18 protein-coding genes are annotated in these 23,770 nt (G+C 74.4%); 8 read left to right on the top strand and 10 right to left on the bottom strand.

From position 1 onward, the window contains the following. The first annotated feature begins 4 nt into the window (after positions 1 to 4). Positions 5 to 1,609 (top strand): ATP-binding cassette domain-containing protein, encoded by a 1,605-nt coding sequence (locus tag BMY19_RS16435; protein WP_100252308.1) that lies wholly within the window; start codon positions 5 to 7, stop codon positions 1,607 to 1,609. Between the two features lie 77 nt (positions 1,610 to 1,686). On the opposite strand, the gene BMY19_RS16440 is transcribed toward BMY19_RS16435, so the two are convergent. The 4 genes from BMY19_RS16440 to BMY19_RS16455 all read right to left on the bottom strand — a co-directional run bounded on the left by BMY19_RS16440 (position 1,687) and on the right by BMY19_RS16455 (position 6,043). Beyond that, on the bottom strand, positions 1,687 to 2,628 hold the full coding sequence (locus BMY19_RS16440; protein WP_100252309.1) for an adenylate/guanylate cyclase domain-containing protein: 942 nt from the start codon (positions 2,626 to 2,628) through the stop codon (positions 1,687 to 1,689). Between the two features lie 8 nt (positions 2,629 to 2,636). Next, positions 2,637 to 2,882 carry a hypothetical protein gene (locus BMY19_RS16445; RefSeq protein WP_100252310.1) on the bottom strand — a complete coding sequence of 82 codons (246 nt, stop codon included), beginning with the start codon at positions 2,880 to 2,882 and terminating at the stop codon, positions 2,637 to 2,639. Positions 2,883 to 3,183: 301 nt separating this feature from the next. After that, a complete protein-coding gene (locus BMY19_RS16450) occupies positions 3,184 to 4,485 on the bottom strand; it encodes a glycosyltransferase (RefSeq protein ID WP_100252311.1) in 1,302 nt (433 codons plus the stop codon). A 307-nt stretch (positions 4,486 to 4,792) separates the two neighbouring features. Then, positions 4,793 to 6,043, bottom strand: a complete 1,251-nt coding sequence (locus BMY19_RS16455) for a cytochrome P450 (RefSeq protein WP_100252312.1) — start codon at positions 6,041 to 6,043, stop codon at positions 4,793 to 4,795. Between the two features lie 244 nt (positions 6,044 to 6,287). On the opposite strand from BMY19_RS16455, the gene BMY19_RS16460 reads away from it, so the two are divergent. After that, positions 6,288 to 6,527 (top strand): hypothetical protein, encoded by a 240-nt coding sequence (locus BMY19_RS16460; RefSeq protein ID WP_100252313.1) that lies wholly within the window; start codon positions 6,288 to 6,290, stop codon positions 6,525 to 6,527. An 82-nt stretch (positions 6,528 to 6,609) separates the two neighbouring features. Here BMY19_RS16460 and BMY19_RS16465 read toward each other — a convergent pair whose 3' ends face one another. From BMY19_RS16465 to BMY19_RS30500, 4 genes are all read right to left on the bottom strand, one after another. Further along, on the bottom strand, positions 6,610 to 7,467 hold the full coding sequence (locus tag BMY19_RS16465; RefSeq protein ID WP_020092193.1) for an alpha/beta fold hydrolase: 858 nt from the start codon (positions 7,465 to 7,467) through the stop codon (positions 6,610 to 6,612). Further along, the gene (locus BMY19_RS16470; protein WP_100252314.1) at positions 7,428 to 8,717 is read right to left on the bottom strand and encodes a Bcr/CflA family efflux MFS transporter; all 1,290 of its coding nucleotides are present in this window, start codon (positions 8,715 to 8,717) and stop codon (positions 7,428 to 7,430) included. Before BMY19_RS16470 ends, BMY19_RS16465 begins: the two co-directional genes overlap by 40 nt. Further along, entirely contained in the window at positions 8,708 to 9,991 is a 1,284-nt protein-coding gene (locus tag BMY19_RS16475; protein ID WP_100252315.1) for a glycosyltransferase, read from the bottom strand. Before BMY19_RS16475 ends, BMY19_RS16470 begins: the two co-directional genes overlap by 10 nt. 110 nt (positions 9,992 to 10,101) lie before the next feature. Beyond that, entirely contained in the window at positions 10,102 to 10,404 is a 303-nt protein-coding gene (locus tag BMY19_RS30500) for a hypothetical protein (RefSeq protein ID WP_139215647.1), read from the bottom strand. Between the two features lie 374 nt (positions 10,405 to 10,778). On the opposite strand from BMY19_RS30500, the gene BMY19_RS16480 reads away from it, so the two are divergent. The 4 genes from BMY19_RS16480 (at position 10,779) to BMY19_RS16495 (ending at position 18,280) form a co-directional block, all read left to right on the top strand. Further along, on the top strand, positions 10,779 to 11,540 hold the full coding sequence (locus BMY19_RS16480) for a response regulator (RefSeq protein ID WP_042669822.1): 762 nt from the start codon (positions 10,779 to 10,781) through the stop codon (positions 11,538 to 11,540). Between the two features lie 2 nt (positions 11,541 to 11,542). Continuing rightward, complete coding sequence (locus tag BMY19_RS16485; RefSeq protein ID WP_100252316.1) at positions 11,543 to 12,571, top strand: cytochrome-c peroxidase; 1,029 nt, start codon at positions 11,543 to 11,545, stop codon at positions 12,569 to 12,571. Beyond that, entirely contained in the window at positions 12,568 to 15,030 is a 2,463-nt protein-coding gene (locus BMY19_RS16490) for a two-component system VirA-like sensor kinase (protein WP_100252317.1), read from the top strand. The genes BMY19_RS16485 and BMY19_RS16490 overlap by 4 nt, the downstream gene beginning before the upstream one ends. A gap of 208 nt (positions 15,031 to 15,238) precedes the next feature. Then, the gene (locus BMY19_RS16495; protein ID WP_100252318.1) at positions 15,239 to 18,280 is read left to right on the top strand and encodes a PAS domain-containing protein; all 3,042 of its coding nucleotides are present in this window, start codon (positions 15,239 to 15,241) and stop codon (positions 18,278 to 18,280) included. 97 nt (positions 18,281 to 18,377) lie between these two features. Here BMY19_RS16495 and BMY19_RS16500 read toward each other — a convergent pair whose 3' ends face one another. Further along, positions 18,378 to 19,124, bottom strand: a complete 747-nt coding sequence (locus BMY19_RS16500) for an SDR family oxidoreductase (protein ID WP_100252319.1) — start codon at positions 19,122 to 19,124, stop codon at positions 18,378 to 18,380. A 96-nt stretch (positions 19,125 to 19,220) separates the two neighbouring features. Between BMY19_RS16500 and BMY19_RS16505 the strand changes: the two genes are divergently transcribed. Then, a complete protein-coding gene (locus BMY19_RS16505; RefSeq protein ID WP_100252320.1) occupies positions 19,221 to 20,126 on the top strand; it encodes an AraC family transcriptional regulator in 906 nt (301 codons plus the stop codon). A gap of 386 nt (positions 20,127 to 20,512) precedes the next feature. Further along, on the top strand, positions 20,513 to 21,691 hold the full coding sequence (locus tag BMY19_RS16510) for an acetyltransferase domain-containing protein (RefSeq protein WP_100252321.1): 1,179 nt from the start codon (positions 20,513 to 20,515) through the stop codon (positions 21,689 to 21,691). Between the two features lie 79 nt (positions 21,692 to 21,770). On the opposite strand, the gene ybaL is transcribed toward BMY19_RS16510, so the two are convergent. Further along, positions 21,771 to 23,645 carry a cation:proton antiporter domain-containing protein gene (gene ybaL / locus BMY19_RS16515; protein WP_100252322.1) on the bottom strand — a complete coding sequence of 625 codons (1,875 nt, stop codon included), beginning with the start codon at positions 23,643 to 23,645 and terminating at the stop codon, positions 21,771 to 21,773. Positions 23,646 to 23,770: the final 125 nt, after the last annotated feature.

Raw genomic sequence — 23,770 nt, forward strand, 5'->3', positions numbered from 1 at the left:
CCGCATGCCAGCACAGCTCGCCCTCCTGAACCTCGCGTGGACCGCGCCTGACGGGCGCGCCGTCCTCTCCGGCATCACCGCCAGCTTCGGGCAGGAGCGGACCGGCATCGTCGGCCGCAACGGCGCCGGCAAGAGCACGCTCCTGAACCTCCTGGCCGGCCGCCTCGCGCCGACGGGCGGCAGCATCCACCGCGACGGCACGGTCGCCCTGCTGCGCCAGTTCGCGGGCCCGACCGCCGACGAGACCGTCGCCGACCTGTTCGGCGCGACGGCGGGCCTGGCGCTGCTCCGCCGCGCGGAGGCCGGTGCGGCGGAGGCCGACGAGCTCGCCGTCGCCGACTGGACGCTCGAGGAGCGCCTGACGGGCGCGCTGGCGCGGATGGGCGTGCCGGTGGGCCCCGACACGCCGCTGCGGCGTCTCTCCGGCGGGCAGCGCGCCCGCGCGGCCCTTGCGGCGGCGATCTTTGCCGCGCCGGATTTCCTGCTCCTCGACGAGCCGACCAACGACCTCGATCGCGACGGGCGGCGGGCGGTCCAGGAACTTCTGCAGGCGTGGCGCGCCGGCGCGATCGTGGTCAGCCACGACCGGGCCCTGCTCGACGCGATGGACGCGATCGTGGACCTCGCGCCGGCGGAGGCGACCCGCTACCGGGGCAATTTCGACGCCTTCCGGCAGGCCAAGGCGGCGCGTCTCGCCGCGGCCGAGCACGACCTCGCGGTCGCCGAGAAGCGGGCGACGGACCTCGCCCGCCGGGCGCAGGAGCGCGTCGAGCGCCAGCAGCGCCGCGACGCGGCCGGGCACCGCCGCTCCGCGAAGGGCGACCTGCCCCGGATCCTGGCCGGGGCTCGCCGGGACAACGCGGAGCGGACGGCGGGCGGGAGCGCGCGCCTTACCGAGCGCCAGCGCGCCGGCGCCGAGGCCGATCTGGCGGAGGCCCGGGACCGGATCGCGGCGGTGAAGCCGGCCGCGATCGCGCTCCCGCCGAGCGGGCTCCACGCCGACCGGCGCGTCCTCGCGCTCACCGACGTGACGGTCGGCTACCGGCCGGGACAGCCGGTCCTGCGGGACGTGTCCCTCGCGGTCACGGGTCCGGAGCGCGTCGCCCTCCGCGGGCGGAACGGCTCGGGCAAGTCGACCCTGCTCGCGCTGGTCGCCGGCCGCCTCAGCCCGTGGTCGGGCCGCGTCTCGGTCGAGGTGCGCGCCGCGCTGCTCGACCAGCGCCTCGACCTCCTCGACCGCGAGCGGACCGTGGCGGAGAACTTCGCGCGTCTCAACCCGGAGGAGGACGCGAACGGGTGCCGGGCGGCGCTGGCGCGGTTCCAGTTCCGGGCGGCGGCCGCGGACCGCCCCGTCGCGGCGCTGAGCGGCGGCGAGCGGGTCCGGACCGCCCTCGCCTGCGTGCTCGGCAACCGCGCGCCCCCGCCCCTCCTGATCCTCGACGAGCCGACCAACCACCTCGACCTGGACGCGGTCGAGGCTCTCGAGGCCGGGTTGGCGGCCTATGACGGCGCGCTCCTCGTCGTCAGCCACGACGCGGCCTTCCTGGACGCGTTGGGGATCACCCGGCGCGTCGACCTCGACGACCTCGCCGACCGGCCCCGCGCCTGAGGGGGGCATCCGGAACGGCGGCGGGACGGGACGCATTCGCCGCCCCCTACCCCGCCGGGTCTTCAGGAGGCGTCGGTTCAGTCCGCACGCGTCCCGGCCGGATCGAGCCGGAGGGTGAACAGGCGCAGGACGGTGCGGGTGCCGCGCACGGGCCCGACAGCCACGATCCGCGCCCCGCCGGACGGCGCCGCCCGGACGACCGCCTCGGAGGCGAGGCAGTCGCAGGGCAGCGCGCGGGTCATCTGTTCCAGCCGACGGGCCACGTTGACGGTGTCGCCGACTGCCGTGAACTCGACCCGCTCCGCCCCGATGACGCCGATGAAGACCGGGCCGCGATGCAGCCCGATGCCGACCCGCACCGGTGGCAGGCCGGCCTGCCCGCGCTCCCGGCTCCAGGTCGCCATCGCGGCCGCGAGCGCGCGGGCCGCCGCGACGGCGCGACCGGCATCCCCGGGCGCCGCGTCCGGCACGCCGAACACCGCCATCACCTCGTCGCCGACGAACTTGTCGACGAAGCCGCCCGCCGCCTCGATCGGCAGGGCGGCGCGGGACCGGAACGCGGCGAGGAACGCCGCGACCTCGCCGGGCGCCATGCCCTCGCAGAGGCGGGTGAAGCCGCGGATGTCGGCGAAGAGCACCGTCGCCTCCTGCTCCCAGCCGGGGCGCCGGGCGGCGCGATCCGTCTCGGCGACCCATCGGGCGACCGTCGGCGCGGTCAGGCGCGCGAGGTTATTCCGCTGCCGCATCGCGGCGCACGCGGCGCCGCGCAGGCGCTGCACCCGCAGCGAGAGCCATGCCAGGGCGAGCCCGCCGAGCCCGACCGTGACGGGCTCGGGCGTCGTCGTGGCCGCGAGCGCCAGGAGCAGCGGCAGCGGCGCCGCGGCGAGGAGCCGGCCGCGCCCCGCCGCCGCGACGGCGAGGTGTCGGCGGAGGGGAACGGCCCGCGCCCGTCGCCCGACACCGCCAGCGAGCCCGGAACAGGCGTCCGCCGTGTCCGCGTGGGGCTCTCGCAGCGCCATCGCGGGCATCAGCAGCGCGAGCAGACGCGGGCGATGATGCGCTGCGCCCGGGAGTGCTCCCGCTCCACGGCGGGGGAGCGGAGGTCTAGATCCGTCCGGAACGGGCGTGCCCGGGCGATCGCCGCGACGCTCGGGACGTCGGGCTGCGCGAAGCGCGGGATTGGCTGCGCCAGCGCGGCGGTCGGGGCCGCCAGGACTGTCAGCATCGTCCCGAGCGCGGTGGCTGCGGCGGCCCGTGTGCGGTGTGAGATCATGATCTCGTGCTCCTCGTGGTGGAGCGTCCGAAGTAAAAATCCGATCTTTCACCGCGATTTCGGCGTCTCGGAAAACAATGACAGCAGACATGCGGCGCGAACGACGGACGGGCGCGGGATCGTTGCCGGGACGGTCGTGACCCGGGTCCGGGCTCGTCGCCCCGACCGTCGCCCCGACAGTCGCCCCAATGGTCGCCCCGACACGCGAACGGCACCCGGTCCGCCGGACCGGGTGCCGTGATGGGCGCGGATGCGGGGGCCGTCCCCGCCGGGACGGTCCCACGCCGGGTGCGGCGGACGCTCAGGCGGCGCTGCGCGCGCGGTCGCCGTGGCTGGACAGGAGCCGCAGGATCTCGGCCTTGGCGTCGTAGGCGGCGAACTCGGCGGCGAGGCGCCGCGCCTCCCGGCGATGGCCGGGCGCGTCGAGCACGGTCCGCACCGCCTTCCGGATCGCCTCCGGCGTCGGGTCGTTCGCGGCGAGGTCGATCCCGGCCCCCGACCACGCGATGCGGGCGTTCACGTCGGCCTTGTCCTCGGTGAGGCCGGCGGCGACGAGGGGGATCCCGTGGCTCAGGGCCTGGTTCACGCTCCCGTAGCCGCCGTTGGTCACCATGGCGTCGACCCGGGGCAGCAGCCACTCGAAGGGCAGGTAGGACGAGAGCCGCGCGTTGGCCGGGATCGGGCCGGGGATCGCGTCGAGCCCCCGGCCGCCGCCCGTCACCACGGTCAGGATGTCGGGCTCATCGGCCAGCGCCCGGAGGGCGGGGCCGACGAGCAGGCCGAAATCGTGGTTCGCGACCGTGCCCTGCGTGACCAGCACGACCTTGCGCGCGCCGTCGAGGTCGCTCGCCCAGGGCGGGAGCGCCGCCTGCCCCGGGACGATCGGCAGCGCCCCGATGAAGCGCACCGTCGGCGGCAGCGGGAACGGGTACTCGAAACTGGGGACGGTGAGCTGCAGGTAGGTGTCGGCGAGCCGGACCACCGCGTCGAACAGCGGCCAGGGCGGGGCGGCCCGGCCGAGTTCCGCCAGCTTGGCGGCGAGGCTCAGCCCGACCGGCCGGTCGACCGCCGCCTCGTAGGCCTCTGCGATGCGGCCGTAGGCGGCCTCCTGCTCGGGCGTCTCGGCCGGCGGGAGACCCAGGAAGGCCGGAGCCCGGTCGGGCCGCGCGCAGTGCAGGATCGACGTGCCGCACAGGACGATGGCGGGGCGCTCCGCGCGCGGCCCCAGCAGCAGCGGCAGGGCGCCGAAGAACATGTCGTCGCCGATCACCAGCGAGGCCGGGAAGGCCCGGAGCGCCGCGCGCAGGCCGCGCGCCTGGTCGGGGATGCGGTCGACGAACACGCGCTCCATGGCGACGCGCAGCCAGTCCGGTCCCGGCGCGATCTCGGCCAGCTCGGGCACGACCGCGCGGAGGTCACGGCCGTCGAAATCCGCCGCGCCCGGCAGCGCCATGAAGCGGGCGCCGGCCGCCACGATGCGGTCGCGGAAGGCCGAGCCCGAGAGGACCATGACCTCGTGGCCGTCCGCGATCAGCATGTGGGCGATGGCGAGGAGGGGATTGAGATGGCCCGTGGCGGGCGTCGAGCAGAGGAGGACCTTCATCGCTTGTCCTTTCCGTGGGGGGCGTGAGGGCGCCGCGATCGCGGCGCGATCGCCGGGGCGTCCGGGAGCGAGGCTGGGGGCGGTCCGTTACGGCGTCGCTGCGGCGCGGGGCCGAAGCGGCTACGGCTGCAACGGGCGCGCGTCGGACGCGCGGGAGACGGCGCGACAGGGTCGCAGCGGTCCGGAGGGGCGGCGATCCTGTCGAGGCAGCCGCGCCCTGGTCCCCCTCCCGTGCGGGAGAGGGACCTCGCTACGCGCGGCGAAGGGCTCGGCGAGCGCCGCCGTCCCTATCCGGTCGGGAACGGCGCTAGGCGGCGACCCGCAGCGCGTCGATGCGGCGGATGCCGCTGTGGCCGCGGAGGACCGGCATCGCGCCGGTCAGGCGCAAGCGCGGGGCGAGGCGCAGCACGGCGCCCAGTCCCTCCTCCAGCTCGACCCGCGCCAGGGCCTCGCCGATGCACCGGTGCGCGCCGCCGCCGAAGACCGGATGGAGGCGCGGGAGGTCGGCGCGCCGGATGTCGAACGTGTCGGGACGCGCGTAGACCGTCTCGTCCCGCATCGCCGACAGCGTCGAGAGCAGCATCAGGCTCCCGGCCGGCACGACGTGCCCGTCGAGGGGAATGTCCTCCCGGGCGACCCGGCCGGCGGAGCCGGCGCTCGGCTCGTAGCGGAGCGACTCCGCCACCGCGGCCGGGATCAGGTCGGGATCGCGGCTGACCGCCGCCCACTGCTCGGGATGCTGCAGCAGCAGCGCCACCTGCATGGCGCCGGCGACCCGGGTCGTGTCGGTGCCGCCGATGATCATCTGCACGAGCTGGATCACCACCTCCTGCTGCGTGAGCTCGCCGGCCGCCTCGGTCTCCGCGAGGAAGCGCGACAGGAAATCGGCGCGGGGCGCCGACCGGCGCGCGGCGAGGATCCCGGCCACGTAGTCCTGCAGCGCGACCGCCGCCGCCTCCAGATCGGGGATGTCCTCCGGTCCGAAGGTGAAGCTCAGCACCCGGGAGACCTCGTAGGCGAGGTGCGTGAACCGCGGGATGTCGTCGCGCGGCAGGCCGAGGATGTCGGCGATGACCTGGGCCGGGATCTGCGCGGTGTAGCGCGCGACGAGGTCGACCTCCCCGTCCCCCAGCCAGTCGCGGACGAGGCCCTCAGCGGCGACGCGAATCCGGGGCCGAAGGCCCTCGATCAGGCGCGCCGCGAAGGTGCGGGTGAAGGGCGAGCGGCGCCGGCGGTGGACCGCGCCGTTGGCCGTGAGCATGCCGTGCGCGAAGATGTCGAACAGCGCCCCCTCGGGGATCGCGCGCGACTCCGGATAGAGCGTCTCCGTGGCTTGGGCGCGGGGGTCGCGCATCAGCAGGTCGACGTCGCGGGCGCGGAGGACGAGGACGCCCGCGACCTCGTGGCCGACGAAGGGCAGCCGCGGCCGCCAGGCGCGGTAGACACCGTGCGGGTCGGCCTCCAACTCCGCCACCGTGAGCGTCGGGACGCCGGTCGGGACGCGGGTCGGGGCTTCGGGCGGGCCTGCCTGTCGCGTCAGATCTTCGGTCGCATTCATCTGTGGGTTCTCGCTGCTGTGTTGCGCGAGAACTCTCGGAAGCCCGGACTACAGGATGATTGCGGGAGCTGGGTCGAACATTACAGCCATAACATGCGGCGCGCCGGCGGCCCGGTCGCCGCCGCGGCCGCCTTGTGCGGAAGAGCACGCCGGTCGCCGCGCGGATGGTGTGTGAGATGTTCCGAAATCATGCCGTAACTTGACCCTTCGAAAAAGGCGCCGCTTCGCAGAAGGAGAAGTCCTCATGGTTGCAGGGCTGGCGAATACGGACGACGTCTTCGAGACGCTGCTCCGACGGACGATCACGGACTTCGTGATCGGCGGTATGGACCACGGGATCCCGGACGAGGACGGCCTGATCGTCCGCCTGAGACAGTACGAGCAGCGGGCGCGCCAGGAGCAGCTGAGCTCCCAGACGCTCCAGGTCATCTCGTCGGCGCGGCGCCTCCTGGGCGACCGGACGCAGGCCGGCCCGGCGTCCTGACGCGCCCCGCGCGACGGGTCGCGGGACGGCCTCCGCGGAGGGTCCCGGCCCGCCTGACGGGCGTTGGTCCCGCGGCGTCCCGCTACCGCGCGCGCGGCCGCAGGCCGACCGCCAGGAAGCGCTCGATCATCGCGTTGACCTGCTCGGCCACTTCGATCGTGTTGAAGTGGCCCGCCAGCAGCGTCTGGGCGGTGACGAGCTGCGGGCAGAGCTCCCGCAGCCGGTCGAGGTCGCGGGCCGCCGCCACGAGCGGCACGTCCGCCGAGATGTAGGCCATCGGGACCCGGCAGGCGCGCGCGGCCGGGACGGGATCGTGGGCCAGCACCATGTCGCGCAGCGCCGCGTGGGCCACGTGCTGCGGTGTCCGCTGGCAGGGGCCGAGGATGAAGGTCTCGAAGATCGCCTTCCGCCGGGCCGGGTGGTCGTAGGCGCCGCCGATCGCCCAGGCCATCTCCCGCACAACGGACCGGTAATCCGGGCCGCCGACGCCCGCCAGCAGCCCCTCGATCGCGGCGCCGCCCGCCGCGTCCGCAGACGGCAGGACGATCGAGTCGATCATGACGAGGCCGGCGGCGAGGTCGGGATGGCGGCCGCACAGCTCCAGCGCCACCGCGCCGCCGAAGCTGTGGCCGATCACGATCGGCTTCACGAGGCCCAGCGTCCGGCTCTGCCACGCGACGTCCTCGGCGAAGCCCGCGACCGTGTAGTCGCGCTCCGGCGCGTCGCTGGCGCCGTGACCGCGCAGGTCGACCGCCACGACGCGGCGCGTCCGCGAGAAGTGCCGGATCTGCGGCGTGAAGATGCCGTGGTCCCCGGTCCAGCCGTTGATGAGCAGCAGCGGCTGCCCCTCGGGGGTGAGCGGCCCGGCCTCGATATGGGCGAGCCGGCCGCCGTCGCGCGTCAGGTGGAGGGGCTGCCAGGGGGGCGGATCGAAGAGCATGCGGGTTCTCCGTAGGGTCGGGAGGGGGCGCGGGGCGCCGGCCGGGCGAGACCCGCGTGGGCGGCGGCGGCCGCGAGGCTGCAGCCGAGCATCACGGCGGCCATCGACAGGGCGGACCGGCCGTCGAAGAACCGGGCGACGAGGTCGCTGGCGACGGCCGCCGCGAGCATCTGCAGGAAGACCGCGACGGCGCTGGCCGCGCCCGCCGCCGCCGGGTCGCGCTCCGTCGCGCCGTGCACGGCGTTGGGCGAGACGAGGCCGAAGGCCAGGGCCACGCCGACCATCGCGGCGACCACCGGCAGGCTCGCGGGCGGCCGGGCGAGCGCCGCGACGAGGAGCAGGGAAGCCGCGCCGGTCGCCAGAACGAGGCCGGCGGCGATCACCCGCGGCGGGGGGACGCCCCGGGCCGCGAGCCGCCCGTTCAGGAAGGCGCCGACCATCACCGACAGGGAACTGGCCCCGAAGACCAACCCGTAGGCCAGCGGACTGAGCCCGAGGGCGTCGATGAAGACCAGCGCCGAGCCGGTGATGTAGGCGAAGACCGCCCCCGCGGCCGCGGCGTTGCACAGGGCGTGGCCGAGGAAGACCCGGCTCGCCAGGATCCGCCCGTAGCCGCGCAGGATCCCCGAGGCCGGCCCGGGGCCCGCGGCCCGCTGCAGGGGCTCGTCGATGTGCCGGATCGCCACCAGGGCCGCCAGGGCGGCGGCGACCGGCGCGGCGTGGATCAGGCGCCAGCCGCCGAGATCCATCAGCCCGGCACCGACGGTCGGGGCCACCATCGGCACCACGTTGATGGTGAGGACGACGAAGGACATCCGGGCGCGCGCGGCCTCGCCCTCGAACAGGTCGCGGACCATCGCGAGGACCGCCATGCCGGGTCCCGCCGCGCCGATCCCCTGGAGGGCCCGGAACAGCAGGAAGTCCGGCAGCGTCCGCGCGGCGCCGCAGCCGAGGCTGCCCACGACGAGGAGGAGGCAGCCGCAGACGATGGCCGGCTTGCGGCCCAGCCGGTCCGAGACCGGGCCGTAGACCAGCAGCGCGCCGCCGAAGCCGAGCAGGTAGACGCCCATGGCCGCGCCCATCGCGGTGGCCGGGACGTGCAGCGCGGTCGCCGTGTCCGACAGGCTCGGCAGGATCATGTCGATCCCGAAGGTCGGGAGCGCCGCCAGCAGCCCGAGGAGCGCCGAGAAGGCGGCCGAGCCGGGGCGGATGCGGGGCCGCGCCGGCGCGGGCGCGCGGATCAGGCCCAAAGCCGGTCTCCGCCCCGGGCGCCGTCCCGGTCCGCGGAGGCCCGGCGCGCCGCCACCATCGCGTCGATCTCGCGGACGAGGCCGCCCGCGTCGAGATCCGCCCGCACGGCCGCTCCGAGAACTGCGGCGGCCCTACGGAAGCCCGGCTCCGCCAGGAGCCGGCGCGCCGCCGCGGCGATCTCGGCCTCGCCCGCCGTGGCGGGAAGGCGCAGGCCGGCGCCGCGCAGGGCGACGCGGGCGGCGTTGTCGGCCTGGTCGCGGGCCAGGGGGATCACCAGCAGCGGCACGCCGTGCAGCAGGGCGCGGCTGACCGTCCCGTGACCGCCCTGGCACACCACCAGGTCGGCCTGCGCCATGAGGGCGTCGTGGGAGGCGGCCGCCACGACCCGGACGGCGGCGGGGGCGGCCAGGTCCGCGGGCCCGACATTCGGTCCGGTCGTCACGATGGTCTCGGCCTCGACCGCGCCGACGGCGCGCGCGACGCGCCGGAGCAGGTCGGTCTGGTTCTGGGCGCCGGTGCTGCCGGCGACGAGGATCCGCCGCCGTCCCGTACCGGACCACCCATGCCCCGTCCCGCGGGACCAGCTCGGCTCGTCGAGCAGCGGGCCGATGTAGCGGTAGTTGGCGGGCAGCGCCTGCGTGTCGAAGTCGAAGGCGCGGCTGACGGCCAGCAGGACGCGGTCGGCGCGATCGAAATAGGCGAAGGCGCTGGCGACCGGCGGCAGCCCGAAGGCGCGCCGCGCGGCGTTGAGCGCCGGCCGGCCCCGCTCCATCGCCGACACGATGGCGGCCGTCGCCGCGTCCACCGCGTCCCGCTCCGCATCGGTCCGCGGCGGCGTCAGGCCGCTCGCGGCGGGCGGAATGCCGGGGAGCGGGCGGATGCTGATATGCGGCGACAGGACCGCGTGCGGCAGGTCGGCCGCCTCGGCCGCCAGGGCGCAGCCGGGCAGGAGGTCGAGACTCAGGACGGCATCGGTCGGGAGGCGGCGGATCTCGTCGAGCGTGTCGGCCGCGTAGGCGCCGGCCGGGGAGAACATCGTCTGCCGCAGCCAGTCCGCGAGATCCGAGAAGTCGGCCGGGTCGGCGTCGAGGCCGGTCGGGGCGCAGCGCCAGCCGACGAACGGGAAGCCCGCCGCCTCGACCTCCCCGCACATCGCCGGGTCGGCCATGACGCGCGGGCGGTGCCCCGCCCGGCGCAGCTGCCGGGCCGCCGTGAGCACGGGGCTGAGATTGCCGGTGGTGCCCCACGAGATGCAGAGGACGTTGAGCGACATGATCTGGATGTCCCGAGATGATCGCGCGCAGAGGCGCGCGGAGGCCGCGACTCGGCTGAACTTCCTGGAGGGGGCTGAAGGACGAAGTAGAGATATCGACGGAAGGAGCGTCAGCTTCGGTGCCAATTTCTACTGCTGATATCGCGCAGAAAATCGACGTAGTCCGGATGGATACTGTGAATGCACCCGCCGAATGCGAAGCTGACCACCAGCGCGTCGAGCAGCCATCGTCCGTGGCGGGCGAGCGCCGGTCGCGGCGCGGCGATCGGGGACGAAGCCGGGCCGCCGCGCTCCCGCGCCGGGCGTCCCGACGGCCCGGGAAGACCAGCAGCGGGCTTCCGACAGTCGGGCTCGGACTTGCAGAGATTTCGGTGAAGGTGCGGACCGATCTCCGGGATCGCGGCGTCAGTCATGATCACCTCTCTATTGCGAGAGCATGATCCTGATTTCCGCGGGTTACATCCCGGTGTCTCAACAAGATGATCTCGGTTACAGCCGTAACGGTGGAGATATCGTTTGTTCGATACGGTACGTGCTGGGACGAATGCTCGCGCTGTGCTGCCACGCACAATATGGAGCGCGCAATCTTTTAGGGGGCGTGGTATCAACTCAGCCGTGTAAGGCCCGATGACCGGACGCGCCCAGATTGGCCGCCGGGGCGGGCCGGCGACGGACGCGAAGGACATCCGGGTGGCGCTATCAGCCCGACCGGACGCTCCTCCCGCTCCCCGAACCGGCGCGTCGAGATCGTGCCGTCGCGGCGGGCCGCCGCGAACCGGAGGTGGCCATGATCGAATCCAGTCTGGACCGGAGTCAGGGTCGGAGCGCGCGCGCCGGCACGACCCGCATCCTCCTCGTCGAGGATGACGCGGGCATGCAGCGCATCGTCTCGGACCACTTCGCCGACCACGACGTCGCCGTGACGGCGGCGACCGACCGGGCGGAGGCGGAGAAGCGGCTCGCGGAGGCCGAATTCGACCTCGTCGTGCTGGACCTGCGGCTGGGCTCGGAGAACGGGCTCGACCTGCTGCGCGACCTGCGGGCCCGGAGCGACCTGCCGGTGATCATCACCACCGGCCATCGCCGGGACGAGATCGACCGGGTGATCGGCCTCGAGCTCGGCGCCGACGATTACCTCGTGAAGCCATACGGGCTGCGCGAGCTGCTCGCGCGGGTCAGGGTCATCCTGCGCCGGGCCGAGGTGGCGCCCGCCCCGGCGCGGGTCCAGGAATCCCACCGCAGCCGCTTCGAAGGCTGGGTGCTCGACCGGCGTCGCCGGCGCCTCACCAATCCCGACGGCGCGGATGTCGCGCTCAGCAAGGGCGAGTACGCCCTGCTGGTGGCCTTCCTCGACGCGCCCCAGCGCCCGCTCAGCCGCGAGCAGCTTTTGCAGGCCACGCGCGTCCACGAGGACGTGTTCGATCGCAGCATCGACGTCCAGATCCTGCGGCTGCGGCGCAAGCTGGAGGTGGATCCGAGCGCGCCGCGCCTGATCGTCACCGAGCGCGGCGTCGGCTACGTCCTCGCCGCGACCGTCGAGAAGCTGTAGCCGTGACCCGGTTCCGGGCCGGCCGATGGCACGTCGCGGTCGCGGCGCTCCTCGGCAGCGCCGCGGCGCTCCTCGCCGCGGCCGCCCACGAGAGGCCAGCCGGCCACGACAGGCCGGCCGACACCGCGCTCTCCGCCGAGGCGGCGGACGCGCTGGGGGTGATCACCCCGGTGCCGGACACCCTGGAGGCGGACCCGGCCCGGGCCGCGATCGGCCGCCTGCTCTTCACCGACACGCGGCTGTCACGCGGAGGCGACCGGGCCTGCATCACCTGCCACGACATCCGCACCAGCGGCGCGAGCGCGGTGCCCCGGAACCTGACCGCCGACGGCACGCCGGTTCCGCGCAACACGCCGACGGCCTTCAATGCGGCGCTCAGCTTCCGGCTGGGCTGGGCCGGCGACATCCCGAGCCTGCGCGAGCAGGCCGAGCTCGCCCTGACGCGGCCCGAGTTCCTGGGCGGTTCCTGGCCCCGGATCCTCGACACGGTGCGCGGCGACCCGGTGCTCGCCCCGATGTTCCAGGCCGCCTACGGGCGCGCGGCCGACCGGGAGACGGTGATCGACGCGATCAACAGCTTCGAGCGCACGCTCCTCACACCCGACAGCCGCTTCGACCGCTGGCTGCGCGGTGACGCCCACGCCATCACCGGCGCGGAGCAGGCGGGCTACGACCTGTTCCGCCGGATCGGCTGCGCGTCCTGCCACCAGGGCGTCAATGTCGGCGGCAACCTGTTCGAGAAGGTCGGGATCTTCGTCACGATCCCCAACAAGGTCGCCGAGGTGCTGCGGGTGCCCAGCCTGCGCAACGTCGCCGTCACGGCGCCCTACTTCGACGACGGCGGGATCGCCACGCTCCCCGAGGCGGTGCGGCTCATGGCGCGGGCGCAACTCGGCCGGGAACTCACCCCCGCGCAGATCGATGGGATCGTCGCCTTCCTCGGGACCCTGACCGGCACCTACGAGGGCCGGCCCCTGACCGCGCCGCCAGCGCCCGGCGCAGCCTCTCAGGACGGCAAGCCGCAGCTATGAGACTGACCCTGCAGGCCGTCACGCTCGGCGCGCTGCTCGCGGCGCTGCTCACGTGGCTGCTGATCAACGGCAACGGCGGGATGGAGGCCGCCTACCTGGCGACCCAGCGGACGGTCGATGCCCTGGCTCTGGCCGAGTCGCGCATGCAGCACGACGTGCTGCGGGCCCGGACCGGGCTGCTGCGCAACTACGACCCGATCGTCGCGCACCTGCGCGAGATGCAGAAGGCCGGGGCCGACCTGCAGGCGAGCAATGCCGGGGATCCCGACGTCCAGGCGCTGGCCGAAGCGGTGGAGCGGGAGGCCGCGATGGTCGAACGGTTCAAGACCGGCAACGCCCTGGTGCAGAACTCGATCGCCTATTTCGACTCGCTCAGCGACCGGCTGTCCGAGTCGGACATCGCCCCCGGCCTCGCGCGCGCGGTGGCCGCGCTCCAGATCCGCATCTCGGAACTCGTGCGCGACTCGACGCCCGCGCGCCTCGCCGACATCCGCACCCGTCTCGAGACGTTGCACGCCGCCGACGGGGCGGCCGCCCGGGCCGGCGACGTCGACGCCATCGTCCTGCACGGGCGCCAGCTCCTGGAACTGCTGCCGCACGTCGACGCGGTCACGCGCTCGCTGCCGGCCTCGTCGAGCGAGGCGGCCCGCGAGGCGCTCCTAGAATCCCGGCGAAGCCTCCGCGACCGGCGCCAGGCCCGGGCGGACGGATTCCGCCTCGCGCTCTACGCCGTCGCCCTCGCGCTGCTCGCCCTCGTGGTCCGCGTGGGGGTGCTGATGCGTGCCGGGACCCGGATCCTGCGCCGGACCGTGGATTTCCAGACCGTCGTGGCGCAGGCGGCCAACCGCTTCCTGGCGATCCAGCCCGACGAGACCGACACGCGCATCGTGGACGTCCTCGCCATGGTGGGCGAAGGGCTCGACACGGATCACGGCTACGTTCTCATGCTCGACGGCACCGGCGCGGTGCATCTCTGGAACCGGCCCGGCCTCGCGCCGCCGAGCGGCTGGCCGGCGGCGCAGCAGGCCCTCGTTCACGACGTCGCGGCCGCCGCCAGCGACCTCATCTTCGTCGAGGTGGCGGACGAGACCGGGCCGCCGGCCCTGCGCCGCTCCCTGGCCGAGCGCGGCGTCGTCTCGTGGGCCTGCGCGCGGCTGCGCCGGGGCGATCGGATCGTCGGCCTGCTCTGCTTCGAGCGCACCACCTCCGGCCTGCCGCCCTGGCTGCGGCACTCGCGCGGCCTGCTGCAGGTCGTCGCCGACAGCTTCGCGGCCGCCCTGGAGCGACAGCACGTCTGGGCCGAGCGCCGGGAGATCGAGGCGGCGCTGCGCCGCGCCCAGCGGCTCGAGGCCATCGGGACCTTCGCCAGCGGGGTCGCCCACAACATCAACAACGTCCTCAACGTCATGCTGGGCCACGCCGAGATCGCCGGGGACGCCCTGCCGGCCCATCCGGGGCGGGCGGCCGAGCATATCGGGCTGCTGGTCCAGGCCGGCGGCCGCGCGCGCGAGATCGCCGGCCAGATCCTCGATTTCGGCCGCCCCGCGCGCTCCGCGCAGTGCACCAGCGCGGCGGACGCGGTGGTCCACGAGACCGTGGCGCAGATCCGGGCCTCCACGGCCGGACCGGCCACGATCGCGCTCTCGGGCACCGCGGCGGGCGCCCGCGTCGGCGGCGAGCCGGCACAGCTGCAGCAGGTCGTCCACAACCTGATCCGCAACGCCGTCCAGGCCTCCGCGCCGGGCGCGGCCGTCGACGTGCGACTCGACCACGTCGCCCTGCCGCGGTCGAGCGCCCTGACCCACGGCACCCTGCGGCCCGGCGCCTACGTCCGGATCCGCGTGTCCGACACCGGCCGCGGCATGGACGAGGCCACGCTCGCGCGGATCTTCGAGCCGTTCTTCACCACCCGACCGGCCGGGACCGGCCTCGGGCTCGCCACCGCCTTCGAGTTCGTCCAGGAGCACGACGGCGCCTTCGACGTGCGCAGCGCGCCGGGCAGCGGCAGCACCTTCGCGGTGTGGCTGCCCGTGATCCCGCAGGCCGCGGCCGGCGCGGCGGCCGGCGGGACCGTGATGCTGGTCGGGCGCACGCGCCGGTCGGTCCAGGACGACGAGGAGACGCTGGCGGCGCTCGGCTACGAGCCGGTCGGCTACGCGGATCCCGAGGCGGCCCTGGCCGTCCTGCGGCGGGAGCCGGGGCGGTTCGATCTGCTGATCGTCGACAACCGTCTCGTCGATCTCTCGGGCCTCGCCTTCGCGCACCGCGCCGCGCGGATCTCCGGGCGGCCGATCGTGCTCTCGCTGTCGTCGACCGACGCGGTGCAGCCGGAACTCCTCGCGGCGGTTCCCGTCGCCGACATCGTCCGGCGGCCGTGGCGCTCGAACGCCCTGGCGCTGACGCTGCGGCGCCATCTCGCCTCCGCCGACCCGGCGCGTCGCCCGGCCGCCGTCTCCTGAGGGCACCGGCGGCATCAGGATCCTGCGATCCGGCCACGCGGGCGCTATCCCGGCTTTGACAAGCTCGGCGTCACGTGGGACCGGTCTGCCATGCCGGGCGGCCAGATGCGCGATGCCGCCTCGACGATCGAACGGGCCGGGTCGAGTGTCGCCGAGACCCCGTCGCGCGAGGAACCCCCGATGCCCGTCGAAGCCGCGTCAGGACGCCATGCACGGGAGATCTGACGCCCCGATCTGCGACCCGGCCTTCCTCGCCGACGGCGGCGCGATGGCCGTGCTCCTGCGCGCGCACGACTGGGACAGCACGCCCCTCGGCGCGCTGTTCGCCTGGCCCGAATCGCTGACGACCCTCGTCGGGGTCATGTTCGGCGCGAACCGGCCGACGTTCATCCTCTGGGGCCCCGAGCGGCGGCTCCTGTACAACGATCTCTACGCGGAGATCCTCGGCGACCGGCATCCCGCGGCTCTCGGCCGGGACTGTCTCGCGGTCTGGGGCGGGGTCGGGGCCGGTCTCGCGCCCCTCGTGGACAGGGCCTATGCCGGCCGGCCGGTCCACACGGCGGAGGGTGAGCCCCTCCTCCACGGCGACGGCGGTGCCGACGCGGCGCGCTTCGCGCTCTCCCTGGTGCCGGTCCGGGACACGGCGGGGCGCGTCACCGGCCTCGTCGGGACCTGCACGGCGATCGCCGGCCAGGCGGCCGCCGCCCGCCGTCCGCGCGAGACGGAGGCATCGCGCCGGGACAACGAGGAGCGGCAATCCTTCCTGCTCGATCTCAGCGACACGCTCCGTCCGCTGACCGCGTCGGCGGAGATCGTCGCGGTGGCCTCGCGGCGCCTCGGCGAGCGCGTCGGCGCGAGCCGCGTCTTCTACGCCGAGATCGCCGGCAGCCTGATGAAGGTCGAGCGGGAATACGTCCGGGGCGTCGGCTCGATCGTCGGGGAGCATTCCCTGGCGGCGTTCGGCCCCGACCTCCTGGCCGCCTACCGCGACGGGACGGTGGTCGCGGTCGAGGACGTGGCCGCCGATCCCCGCTTCAGCGACGCGGCGCGCGCCGGCCTCGGATCCCGCGAGGTCGCGGCCTTCGTCGACGTCGTGCTGTTCCGCGGCGCGGAGTGGGTGAGCCTGCTGGCGGTGCAGAGCGCGGTGCCGCGCGCCTGGACCACCGCCGAGGGGAACCTGATCCGCGACGTCGGCGAGCGCGTGAAGGCGGCGATCGAGCGCGCCCGCGCCGAGGCGGCCCTGCGCAAGAGCGAGGAGCACTTGGCGGCGATCTTCGCCGGCGCCTCGGTCGGCCTGTCCGAGGTGGATGCCGCGGGGCGCTTCCTGCGGGTCAACACCGAGCTGTGCCGGATCCTCGGGCGCCCGGCCGAGGCGCTGCTGCGGCTCGGCGTCGCCGACGTGACCGATCCCGCGGACCGGGCGCCGAGCGCGGCCGCGCTGGCGCGGGCCCTCGAGACCGACCGCGACGTCACCCTCGACAAGCGCTATCTCCGCCCGGACGGCAGCGCGATCTGGGCCAGCAGCAGCATCCGGCGCCTCGACGACGCGGACGGCAGGCTCAAGAGCCTGCTGATCGTCACGGCCGATCTCAGTCGGCGCAAGGAGGCCGAGACGCGGCTCGCCGAGAGCGAGCGCCGCCTCCAGCACCTGAACGAGACCCTGGAGCTGCAGGTCTCCGAGCGCACCGCGGAGCGCAATCTCTTCGCCACGATCGTCGAGAGAACCGACATCATGGTGATGGCGGCCGATCTCGACTACAACATCCTGGCGATCAACAGGGCGAATGCCGACGAGTTCGCGCGCATCTACGGCGTGAGGCCGAAGGTGGGCGACAACATGCTCGACCTGCTGGCCGATCAGCCGGAGCACCAGGCGCAGGTGCGGGCGGTATGGGGACGCGGGCTCGCCGGCGAGGAGATCACCCTGGTCGAGGCGTTCGGCGACGCGGAGCGGGCGCGCCCCTCCTACGAGATCAGCTTCCGCACCCTGCGCGACGCGCGGGGCGAGCGCACGGGCTGCTACCAGTTCGTCATGGACGTCACCGAGCGGCTGCGCGGCCAGGCCGAGCTGGCCCAGGCGCAGGAGGCGCTGCGCCAGTCCCAGAAGCTGGAGGCGGTGGGCCAGCTCACCGGCGGCGTCGCGCACGACTTCAACAACCTGCTGACCATCATCCGCTCGTCCGTCGACTTCCTGCGTCGGCCCGACCTGCCGGAGGTCCGCAAGCGCCGCTACCTCGACGCGGTCTCAGAGACCGTGGAGCGGGCCGCGAAGCTCACCGGCCAGCTGCTGGCCTTCGCCCGCCGGCAGGCCCTCAAGCCCGAGGTGTTCGAGGTCGGCCAGAGGGTGCGGGCGATCGCCGACATGCTCGACACCCTGACCGGCGCGCGGGTGCAGGTCGTGACCGAGGTGCCGGAGGCGACCTGCCTGATCCGGGCGGATGTGAGCCAGTTCGAGACCGCGCTCGTCAACATGGCGGTCAACGCCCGCGACGCCATGGACGGGGAAGGCACGCTGACCCTGCGCGTGACCTGCGGCGCGGCCCTGCCGGCCATCCGCGGCCATGCCGGGTCCCGGAAGCCCTTCGCGGCCGTGTCGCTGATCGACACCGGCACGGGCATCCCGCCCGAGCGGATCGGGCGGATCTTCGAGCCGTTCTTCACCACCAAGGAGGTGGGCAAGGGGACCGGCCTCGGCCTGTCCCAGGTCTTCGGCTTCGCCAAGCAGTCGGGCGGCGACGTCGACGTGCGCAGCACCCTCGCTGCGGGCACCGCGTTCACCCTCTACCTGCCGGAGGTGGCGTCCGAGGAGCGGCCGGCGGGTGACCGCCTGCAGGATGCCGACCTCGCGCCGCTCGGGAGCGGGCAGCGCGTCCTGGTCGTGGAGGACAATGTCGGCGTCGGGCAGTTCGCGACGCAGATCCTGGAGGATCTGGGCTACCGGCCGACCTGGGCGGCCAACGCCGAGGAGGCGCTGGAGGAGCTCGGCCGGGCGGGGAACCGGTTCGACCTGGTCTTCTCGGACGTGGTGATGCCGGGCATGGGCGGCGTCGCGCTCGCGCAGGAGCTCCGGAGGCGCGCGCCGCAGGTACCCGTGGTGCTGACATCGGGTTACAGCCACGTTCTCGCGCAGTCGGACGCCCACGACTTCACGCTGCTCCACAAGCCGTACTCGGCCGAGCAGCTCGGCCGCATCCTGCATCGGGCCCTGGATCCGCGCCGGAAGGCCGGCGCGCTCGCGGATCCGTCCTGAGCCCGGGCTCCCGCGTCGGGATCCCGGACCTCCGGGCCGGGGCCTGCGCGGTTCGCCGCCGCCCTCAGCCAGCTTTCAGCTCGCCCTCAGCCCGCCCTCAGCTCGCCTTGGCCCACGCCACCGCGTCGGCGCCGGCCGGCAGACGCATGGGGCACGACGGGTCCGTCACCGCGCGCCACACCGCCTCCGCCACGTCCGAGGACCGGGTCAGGTCCCCGTCCGCCTGCTGGATGCCGGCGAAGACCTTCGCGGCCACCGCCGCGTAGGCTTCGGGGATGTCCATGCCCATGCGGGCGCGCGCGTTGGCGCCGAACGCGGTCTCCGGGGACCGTCCGGGAATGACCAGCCGGGCGCGGATGCCGAACGGTTCGAGTTCCAGCGCCACGGACTCGGTGAAGGCGTTCACCGCCGCCTTGCTCGCCGTGTAGACGGACAGCAGGTGCAGCGGGCGCTGCGTCACGCTCGACGTCACGTTGACGACGACGCCCGCGCGGCGCGCCCGGAACTGCGGCAGCACCGCTCGGGTCATCGCGATGGTGCCGAGGGTGTTAGTCTCGAACACCTCCCGCGCGGCGTCCATCGAGACGCCCTCCAGCGCGTTCAGGAGCCCGACGCCGGCGTTGTTGACCAGCGCGTCGACCGGTCCGGCCGCCGCGACCGCGCGGTCGATGCTGTCGTGGTCGGTCACGTCGAGCGGCAGGATGCTCAGACGATCGGAGGGCGCCAGCAGGTCGCTCCGCGGCCCGCGCATCGTGGCGACCACGCGCCAGCCCCGTTCGAGGAAGGTGCGGGCCGTCTCCAGGCCGAAGCCGGACGAGCAGCCGGTGATCAGGATCGTGTTCATGGGAACTCCCGTGCAGAAGCGGCAACGGGGTGATAGGGAGCGCGGGCCGGACCTGATACGTGCGCAAGTCCGTTTCGCATTGGCGAGCGTCCGAGAATGCCCGATCCGCTCACCCAGGTGGTCGGCCTCCTCCGGCCGAGCGCCCCGCTGTCCAAGCTCGTCACCGGCTCCGGTCACTGGGCGGTGCGGCGCACGGATTCCGGGCTTCCGTTCTACGCCGCCGTGCTCGAGGGCGGGTGCCGCCTCGCGATCGACGGCGAGGCCGGGATCGTGCTCGGAGAGGGCGACTTCGTCCTCATCCCCGCGGCCCACGCGTTCACCACCACCAGCCTCGAGCCGCCGCCCCCGCGGCGCGCAGCGCAGCGTCCCGTCGCTGTGAGCCCCGGCGTGTTCCGGCTCGGCGACGCCGAGGGGCCGCCGAATGTCCGGATGCTCGTGGGCCACTGCGTCTTCGCGTCGAGCGACGCGGATCTGCTCGTCTCGCTGCTGCCCCGGTATGTCCATGTGCGCGGCGCCGCCCGGCTGACCACTCTGCTCGGCCTCGTGAACGAGGAGACCCGCGCCGACCGGCCGGGCCGCGACGTGGTCCTGGCGCGCCTGCTGGAGGTCGTGCTGATCGAGGCGCTGCGCGCCACCGCCGGGCCGGCGGCGCCCTCGGGACTGCTGCGCGGGCTTGCCGACGACCGGCTCGCCGCCGCCCTGCGGCGGATGCACGACCGGCCGACGGCGAGCTGGACGGTGGCCGCGCTCGCGCGCGAGGCGGGCCTCTCCCGGTCCACGTTCTTCGAGCGGTTCCGCCGCGCGGTCGGGGTCGCCCCGATGGAGTACCTGCTGGCGTGGCGGATGGCGCTGGCGAAGGATCTGCTGCGCCGCGAGGCGGTCGGGATGGCCGAGGTAGCCGCGCGGGTGGGCTACAGCTCGGCGAGCACCTTCAGCGTCGCCTTCGCCCGGCACGTCGGCCGGCCGCCGATCCGGTACGCCCGCGAGCGGCCAGTGCCGTGATCCGGGCCGGCTGGCCGTGCCCCGGACGAGCCCCGGGCCAAGCCCGGGCCAGGCCCGGACACGGTGAGGCGGCTTCCTTCCGGTCCGGCACCGGCATCGACGGGGCCAGCCGGCCCTTCGCCCCGAGGCCGAGTTCGGCTACCAGACGGAAGCGCGCTCGACCCCGTCACCCGCCGCGGCGCGACCGACGCGCCACGGCCCCTCGCGCAGGAGAACGTCCTGATCACCGATCCGCAGGCCCTCCGCGCGCAGGCCGGTGCCCGTGCGAGCCGCCGCCAGGACCGCGCCGCTCGATGGTCGCCGGCATTCCGCGCGATCGCCGGCCGCGTCCGAGCCGACATCGGCGCTCCCCCGCGGGGCACCCTCGGCACGGTGGCGCGCTCCTGATGGTCGCATCGTCCTGGGCGCCCGCCGCCGCGCCCGGCGGTCCGGCGGCATCGCGGCGCGTCGGCTCCATCGACGCCCTGCGCGGGCTGGTGATGCTGCTGATGCTCGTCGACCACGTGCGGGAGTTCTTCTACCTTCACGCGCAGGTCCGCGACCCGATGGACCTCGCCGCGACGCCGCCCGACCTGGTCCTGACACGGGCTGCCTCGCACCTCTGCGCGCCGGTCTTCGTCCTGCTCACCGGCCTCTCGGCGTTCCTCTACGGGCAGAGGCACGGCGCGCGGGCGACCGCCGCCTTCCTGCTCAAGCGCGGTCTGCTCCTGATCCTGCTGGAAGTGACGCTCGTCAACGTCGCCTGGGCCGGCAGCGTCCGGCCGCCGATCCTGTACCTGCAGGTGATCTGGGTGATCGGTCTCTGCATGGTGGCGCTGGCCGGCCTGCTCTGGCTGCCGCGGGCCGCCCTCGTGGCCGGGGCCCTGGCGCTCATGCTCGGCCACAACCTGCTGGACGGGGTCGCGATCCGGGCGGACGAGCCCGGCTACGTGCTCTGGTCGATCCTGCACCAGCGCGGGATGATCGCGCTGCCCTGGGGCGGGCTGGCGCGGACCTCGTACCCGCTCCTGCCCTGGATCGGCGTGATCGCGGCCGGCTACGCCCTGGGGCCGCTCTTCGCCGGCGGTGTCGACGCCGCGCGCCGACGCGCGGGGCTCCTCGGGCTGGGGGCGGCCGCCCTGGTCGGCTTCCTCGTCCTGCGCGGGCTCAACGGCTACGGCGAGCCGGTGCCGTGGCAGGCGGGGGCCACGCCGCTCGCCACGGTGCTGTCCTTCGTCAACCTGACCAAATACCCGCCCTCGGCCGACTTCCTGCTGCTGACCCTCGGGATCGGTCTCTGCCTGCTGGCGCTGTTCGAGGTGATGCCGCAGCGGCTCCTCGGCGGCCTGCGCGTCTTCGGCGGCGCGCCGCTGTTCTTCTACCTGCTCCACCTCGCGCTGCTGCGCGTCCTCTACGACGGCGCGGTGGCGCTGGGCCTCGCCGGGGCGTCGGGACGGGTGGAGGCCGGCTCGCCCCTCGCGCTCTGGCTCGTCGCGGCCGCCGTGAGCGTTCCCCTCTGGCTGGCGTGCCGCGCCATGGTGCGCCTGAAGCGGGCCTCGACATCGCCGGTCCTGAGCTACCTCTGACGGCGGCCCCCCGGCCGCCGACATCCGCCGCGGCCCCGTGTGGGAGCGGCCACGACCGGGCCGCCCCCGCGGTCCCGCGTCACGACAGGTCCGCCCCGTCGCGGTCGTGCTGATGGCGCAGCTCGGGGGTCCCCTTCACCGGCCCGACGGTGACCTCCGCGTCGCTCCGGCTCTCCGCGCGCGCCGTGTCGATGAAGACGCGCGCCTCGCCTTCGCGCACGCCGAGACTGCGCAGCGCGTAGAAGGACATGCCGAGGGCCAGCTCCCGCTCGCCCATCAGCACGAGGCCAACGCCGTCCTCCTCGAGATGCCGACGTTCCGCCTCGCTGTGCGTGCGGACCACGGTGTCGATCCCCGGGTTGGCGGCGCGCGCGGCCTCGACGAGGCGACGGGCCTGATGCGCGTCGGGCGTGGCGACGACGAGCAGGCGCGCGGTGCCGATACCGGCCGCCTCGAGGATGCCGGGCGCGGTCGCGTCGCCGAACACGGCCTGCGTGCCGGCCGCGCGCAGGGCCAGCACGCGGCGGCGGTCGCGCTCCACCACCACGTAGGGCAGGTCCCAGGTCTCCAGCGTCGCGCCGATGCTGCTGCCGACGCGCCCGAAGCCGACGATCACGACGTGGTCCCGTCGCGGCGGCTCCCCGCCCGAGATGGCGACGTCGGCCGCGCCCTTGCGCGCGAAGCGGGCGGCGAGGTCTGGCCGGTCGGCGAAGACCTGCTCGATCCGCGCTGCCAGGGCGAAGAAGAGCGGGTTCAGCGTGATCGACAGCAGGGCTCCGCCCAGGATCAGGTTGCGCCCTTCCTCGGGCAGCAGCTTCAGCGACAGGCCGAGCGATACCAGGATGAAGGAGAACTCGCCGATCTGGGCGAGGCTCGCGGCGATCGTCAGGGCCGTGCCGAGCGGGTGCCGGAAGGCCAGCACGATGGCGACGGCCGCGAGGGACTTGCCGACCATGATGACGCCGAGCACCGCCAGGACCGAGAGCGGCGCGCGCAGGAGGATCCCCGGATCGAACAGCATCCCGACCGACACGAAGAACAGGACCGCGAAGGCGTCCTGCAGCGGCAGCGAATCGGCGGCCGCCTGATGGCTGAGATCGGACTCGGCGAGCACCATCCCGGCGAAGAAGGCCCCGAGGGCGAAGGAGACCCCGAACAGCTCCGCCGAGCCGAAGGCGATGCCCAGGGCCAGGGCCAGGACCGCGAGGGTGAACAGCTCCCGCGAGCCGGTGCGCGCCGCCTGGTCGAGCAGCCAGGGCACGAAGCGGCGTCCGCCCACCAGCATCAGCCCCGCGAAGACCGCGACCTTGGCGAGCGTCAGAACGACGGTGAGCGCGAGGCTCTGCGCGTACTCCGGTCCGACGAGCTGGGCGACGAGGTCCGTGAGGGCGTGGGCCGTGCCGTGCCCGAGGCCCCGGGCCTCGCCCCCGAGCGAGGGCGCGAGGGCGGGCAGGACCACGAGGGTCAGCACCATCGCCAGATCCTCGACGATGAGCCAGCCCACCGCGATGCGGCCGTTGTCCGTGTCGAGGAGGCCGCGCTCCTCCAGCGCGCGGAGCAGGACCACCGTGCTCGCGACGGAGAGGGCGAGGCCGAAGACCAGGCCCTGCCCGAGGGTCCAGCCCCAGGCGAAGGCGAGGCCGATCCCCATGGCGGTCGCCGCCGCGATCTGCACCACCGCTCCGGGCAGGGCGATGGCGCGCACGGCCATCAGATCCTTGAACGAGAAGTGCAGCCCGACCCCGAACATCAGCAGGATGACGCCGATCTCGGCGAGCTGGCCCGTGAGGTTGCTGTCGCCCACGAAGCCCGGCGTGTAGGGGCCGACGAGGACGCCCGCGACCAGGTACCCGACCAGCGGCGGCAGCCTGAGGCGCTGCGCGACCATCCCGCAGATGAAGGCGAGGGTCAGCCCGAGGGCGATGATGGCGATCAGTTCGGTCGCGTGCGGCACAGGGTCTTCACCTCCGGGGGGCGATGCGGATCGGGCGGAGCGAGCCTTTCCGAATGGCGGCCGCGATTCAACGCTCTTCCGACCGAACGCCTGTGCGAACCGCCGTCGGCGATCGCCGCGTGCCC

Origin of the sequence: Methylobacterium sp. UNC300MFChir4.1 (genome assembly GCF_900110155.1) — a bacterium.
GTDB lineage: Bacteria > Pseudomonadota > Alphaproteobacteria > Rhizobiales > Beijerinckiaceae > Methylobacterium.

What these genes read in the sequence shown, in the direction of transcription:
- BMY19_RS16450 (WP_100252311.1), bottom strand. Translation starts at nt 4,485, where the DNA reads ATGAAGGTCCTCCTCTGCTCGACGCCCGCCACGGGCCATCTCAATCCC.
- BMY19_RS16480 (WP_042669822.1), top strand. Translation starts at nt 10,779, where the DNA reads ATGATCGAATCCAGTCTGGACCGGAGTCAGGGTCGGAGCGCGCGCGCC.
- BMY19_RS16495 (WP_100252318.1), top strand. Translation starts at nt 15,239, where the DNA reads ATGCACGGGAGATCTGACGCCCCGATCTGCGACCCGGCCTTCCTCGCC.
- BMY19_RS16445 (WP_100252310.1), bottom strand. Translation starts at nt 2,882, where the DNA reads ATGATCTCACACCGCACACGGGCCGCCGCAGCCACCGCGCTCGGGACG.
- BMY19_RS30500 (WP_139215647.1), bottom strand. Translation starts at nt 10,404, where the DNA reads ATGACTGACGCCGCGATCCCGGAGATCGGTCCGCACCTTCACCGAAAT.
- BMY19_RS16440 (WP_100252309.1), bottom strand. Translation starts at nt 2,628, where the DNA reads ATGGCGCTGCGAGAGCCCCACGCGGACACGGCGGACGCCTGTTCCGGG.
- BMY19_RS16490 (WP_100252317.1), top strand. Translation starts at nt 12,568, where the DNA reads ATGAGACTGACCCTGCAGGCCGTCACGCTCGGCGCGCTGCTCGCGGCG.
- BMY19_RS16465 (WP_020092193.1), bottom strand. Translation starts at nt 7,467, where the DNA reads ATGCTCTTCGATCCGCCCCCCTGGCAGCCCCTCCACCTGACGCGCGAC.
- BMY19_RS16475 (WP_100252315.1), bottom strand. Translation starts at nt 9,991, where the DNA reads ATGTCGCTCAACGTCCTCTGCATCTCGTGGGGCACCACCGGCAATCTC.
- BMY19_RS16460 (WP_100252313.1), top strand. Translation starts at nt 6,288, where the DNA reads ATGGTTGCAGGGCTGGCGAATACGGACGACGTCTTCGAGACGCTGCTC.
- BMY19_RS16505 (WP_100252320.1), top strand. Translation starts at nt 19,221, where the DNA reads ATGCCCGATCCGCTCACCCAGGTGGTCGGCCTCCTCCGGCCGAGCGCC.
- BMY19_RS16455 (WP_100252312.1), bottom strand. Translation starts at nt 6,043, where the DNA reads ATGAATGCGACCGAAGATCTGACGCGACAGGCAGGCCCGCCCGAAGCC.
- BMY19_RS16500 (WP_100252319.1), bottom strand. Translation starts at nt 19,124, where the DNA reads ATGAACACGATCCTGATCACCGGCTGCTCGTCCGGCTTCGGCCTGGAG.
- BMY19_RS16435 (WP_100252308.1), top strand. Translation starts at nt 5, where the DNA reads ATGCCAGCACAGCTCGCCCTCCTGAACCTCGCGTGGACCGCGCCTGAC.
- BMY19_RS16510 (WP_100252321.1), top strand. Translation starts at nt 20,513, where the DNA reads ATGGTCGCATCGTCCTGGGCGCCCGCCGCCGCGCCCGGCGGTCCGGCG.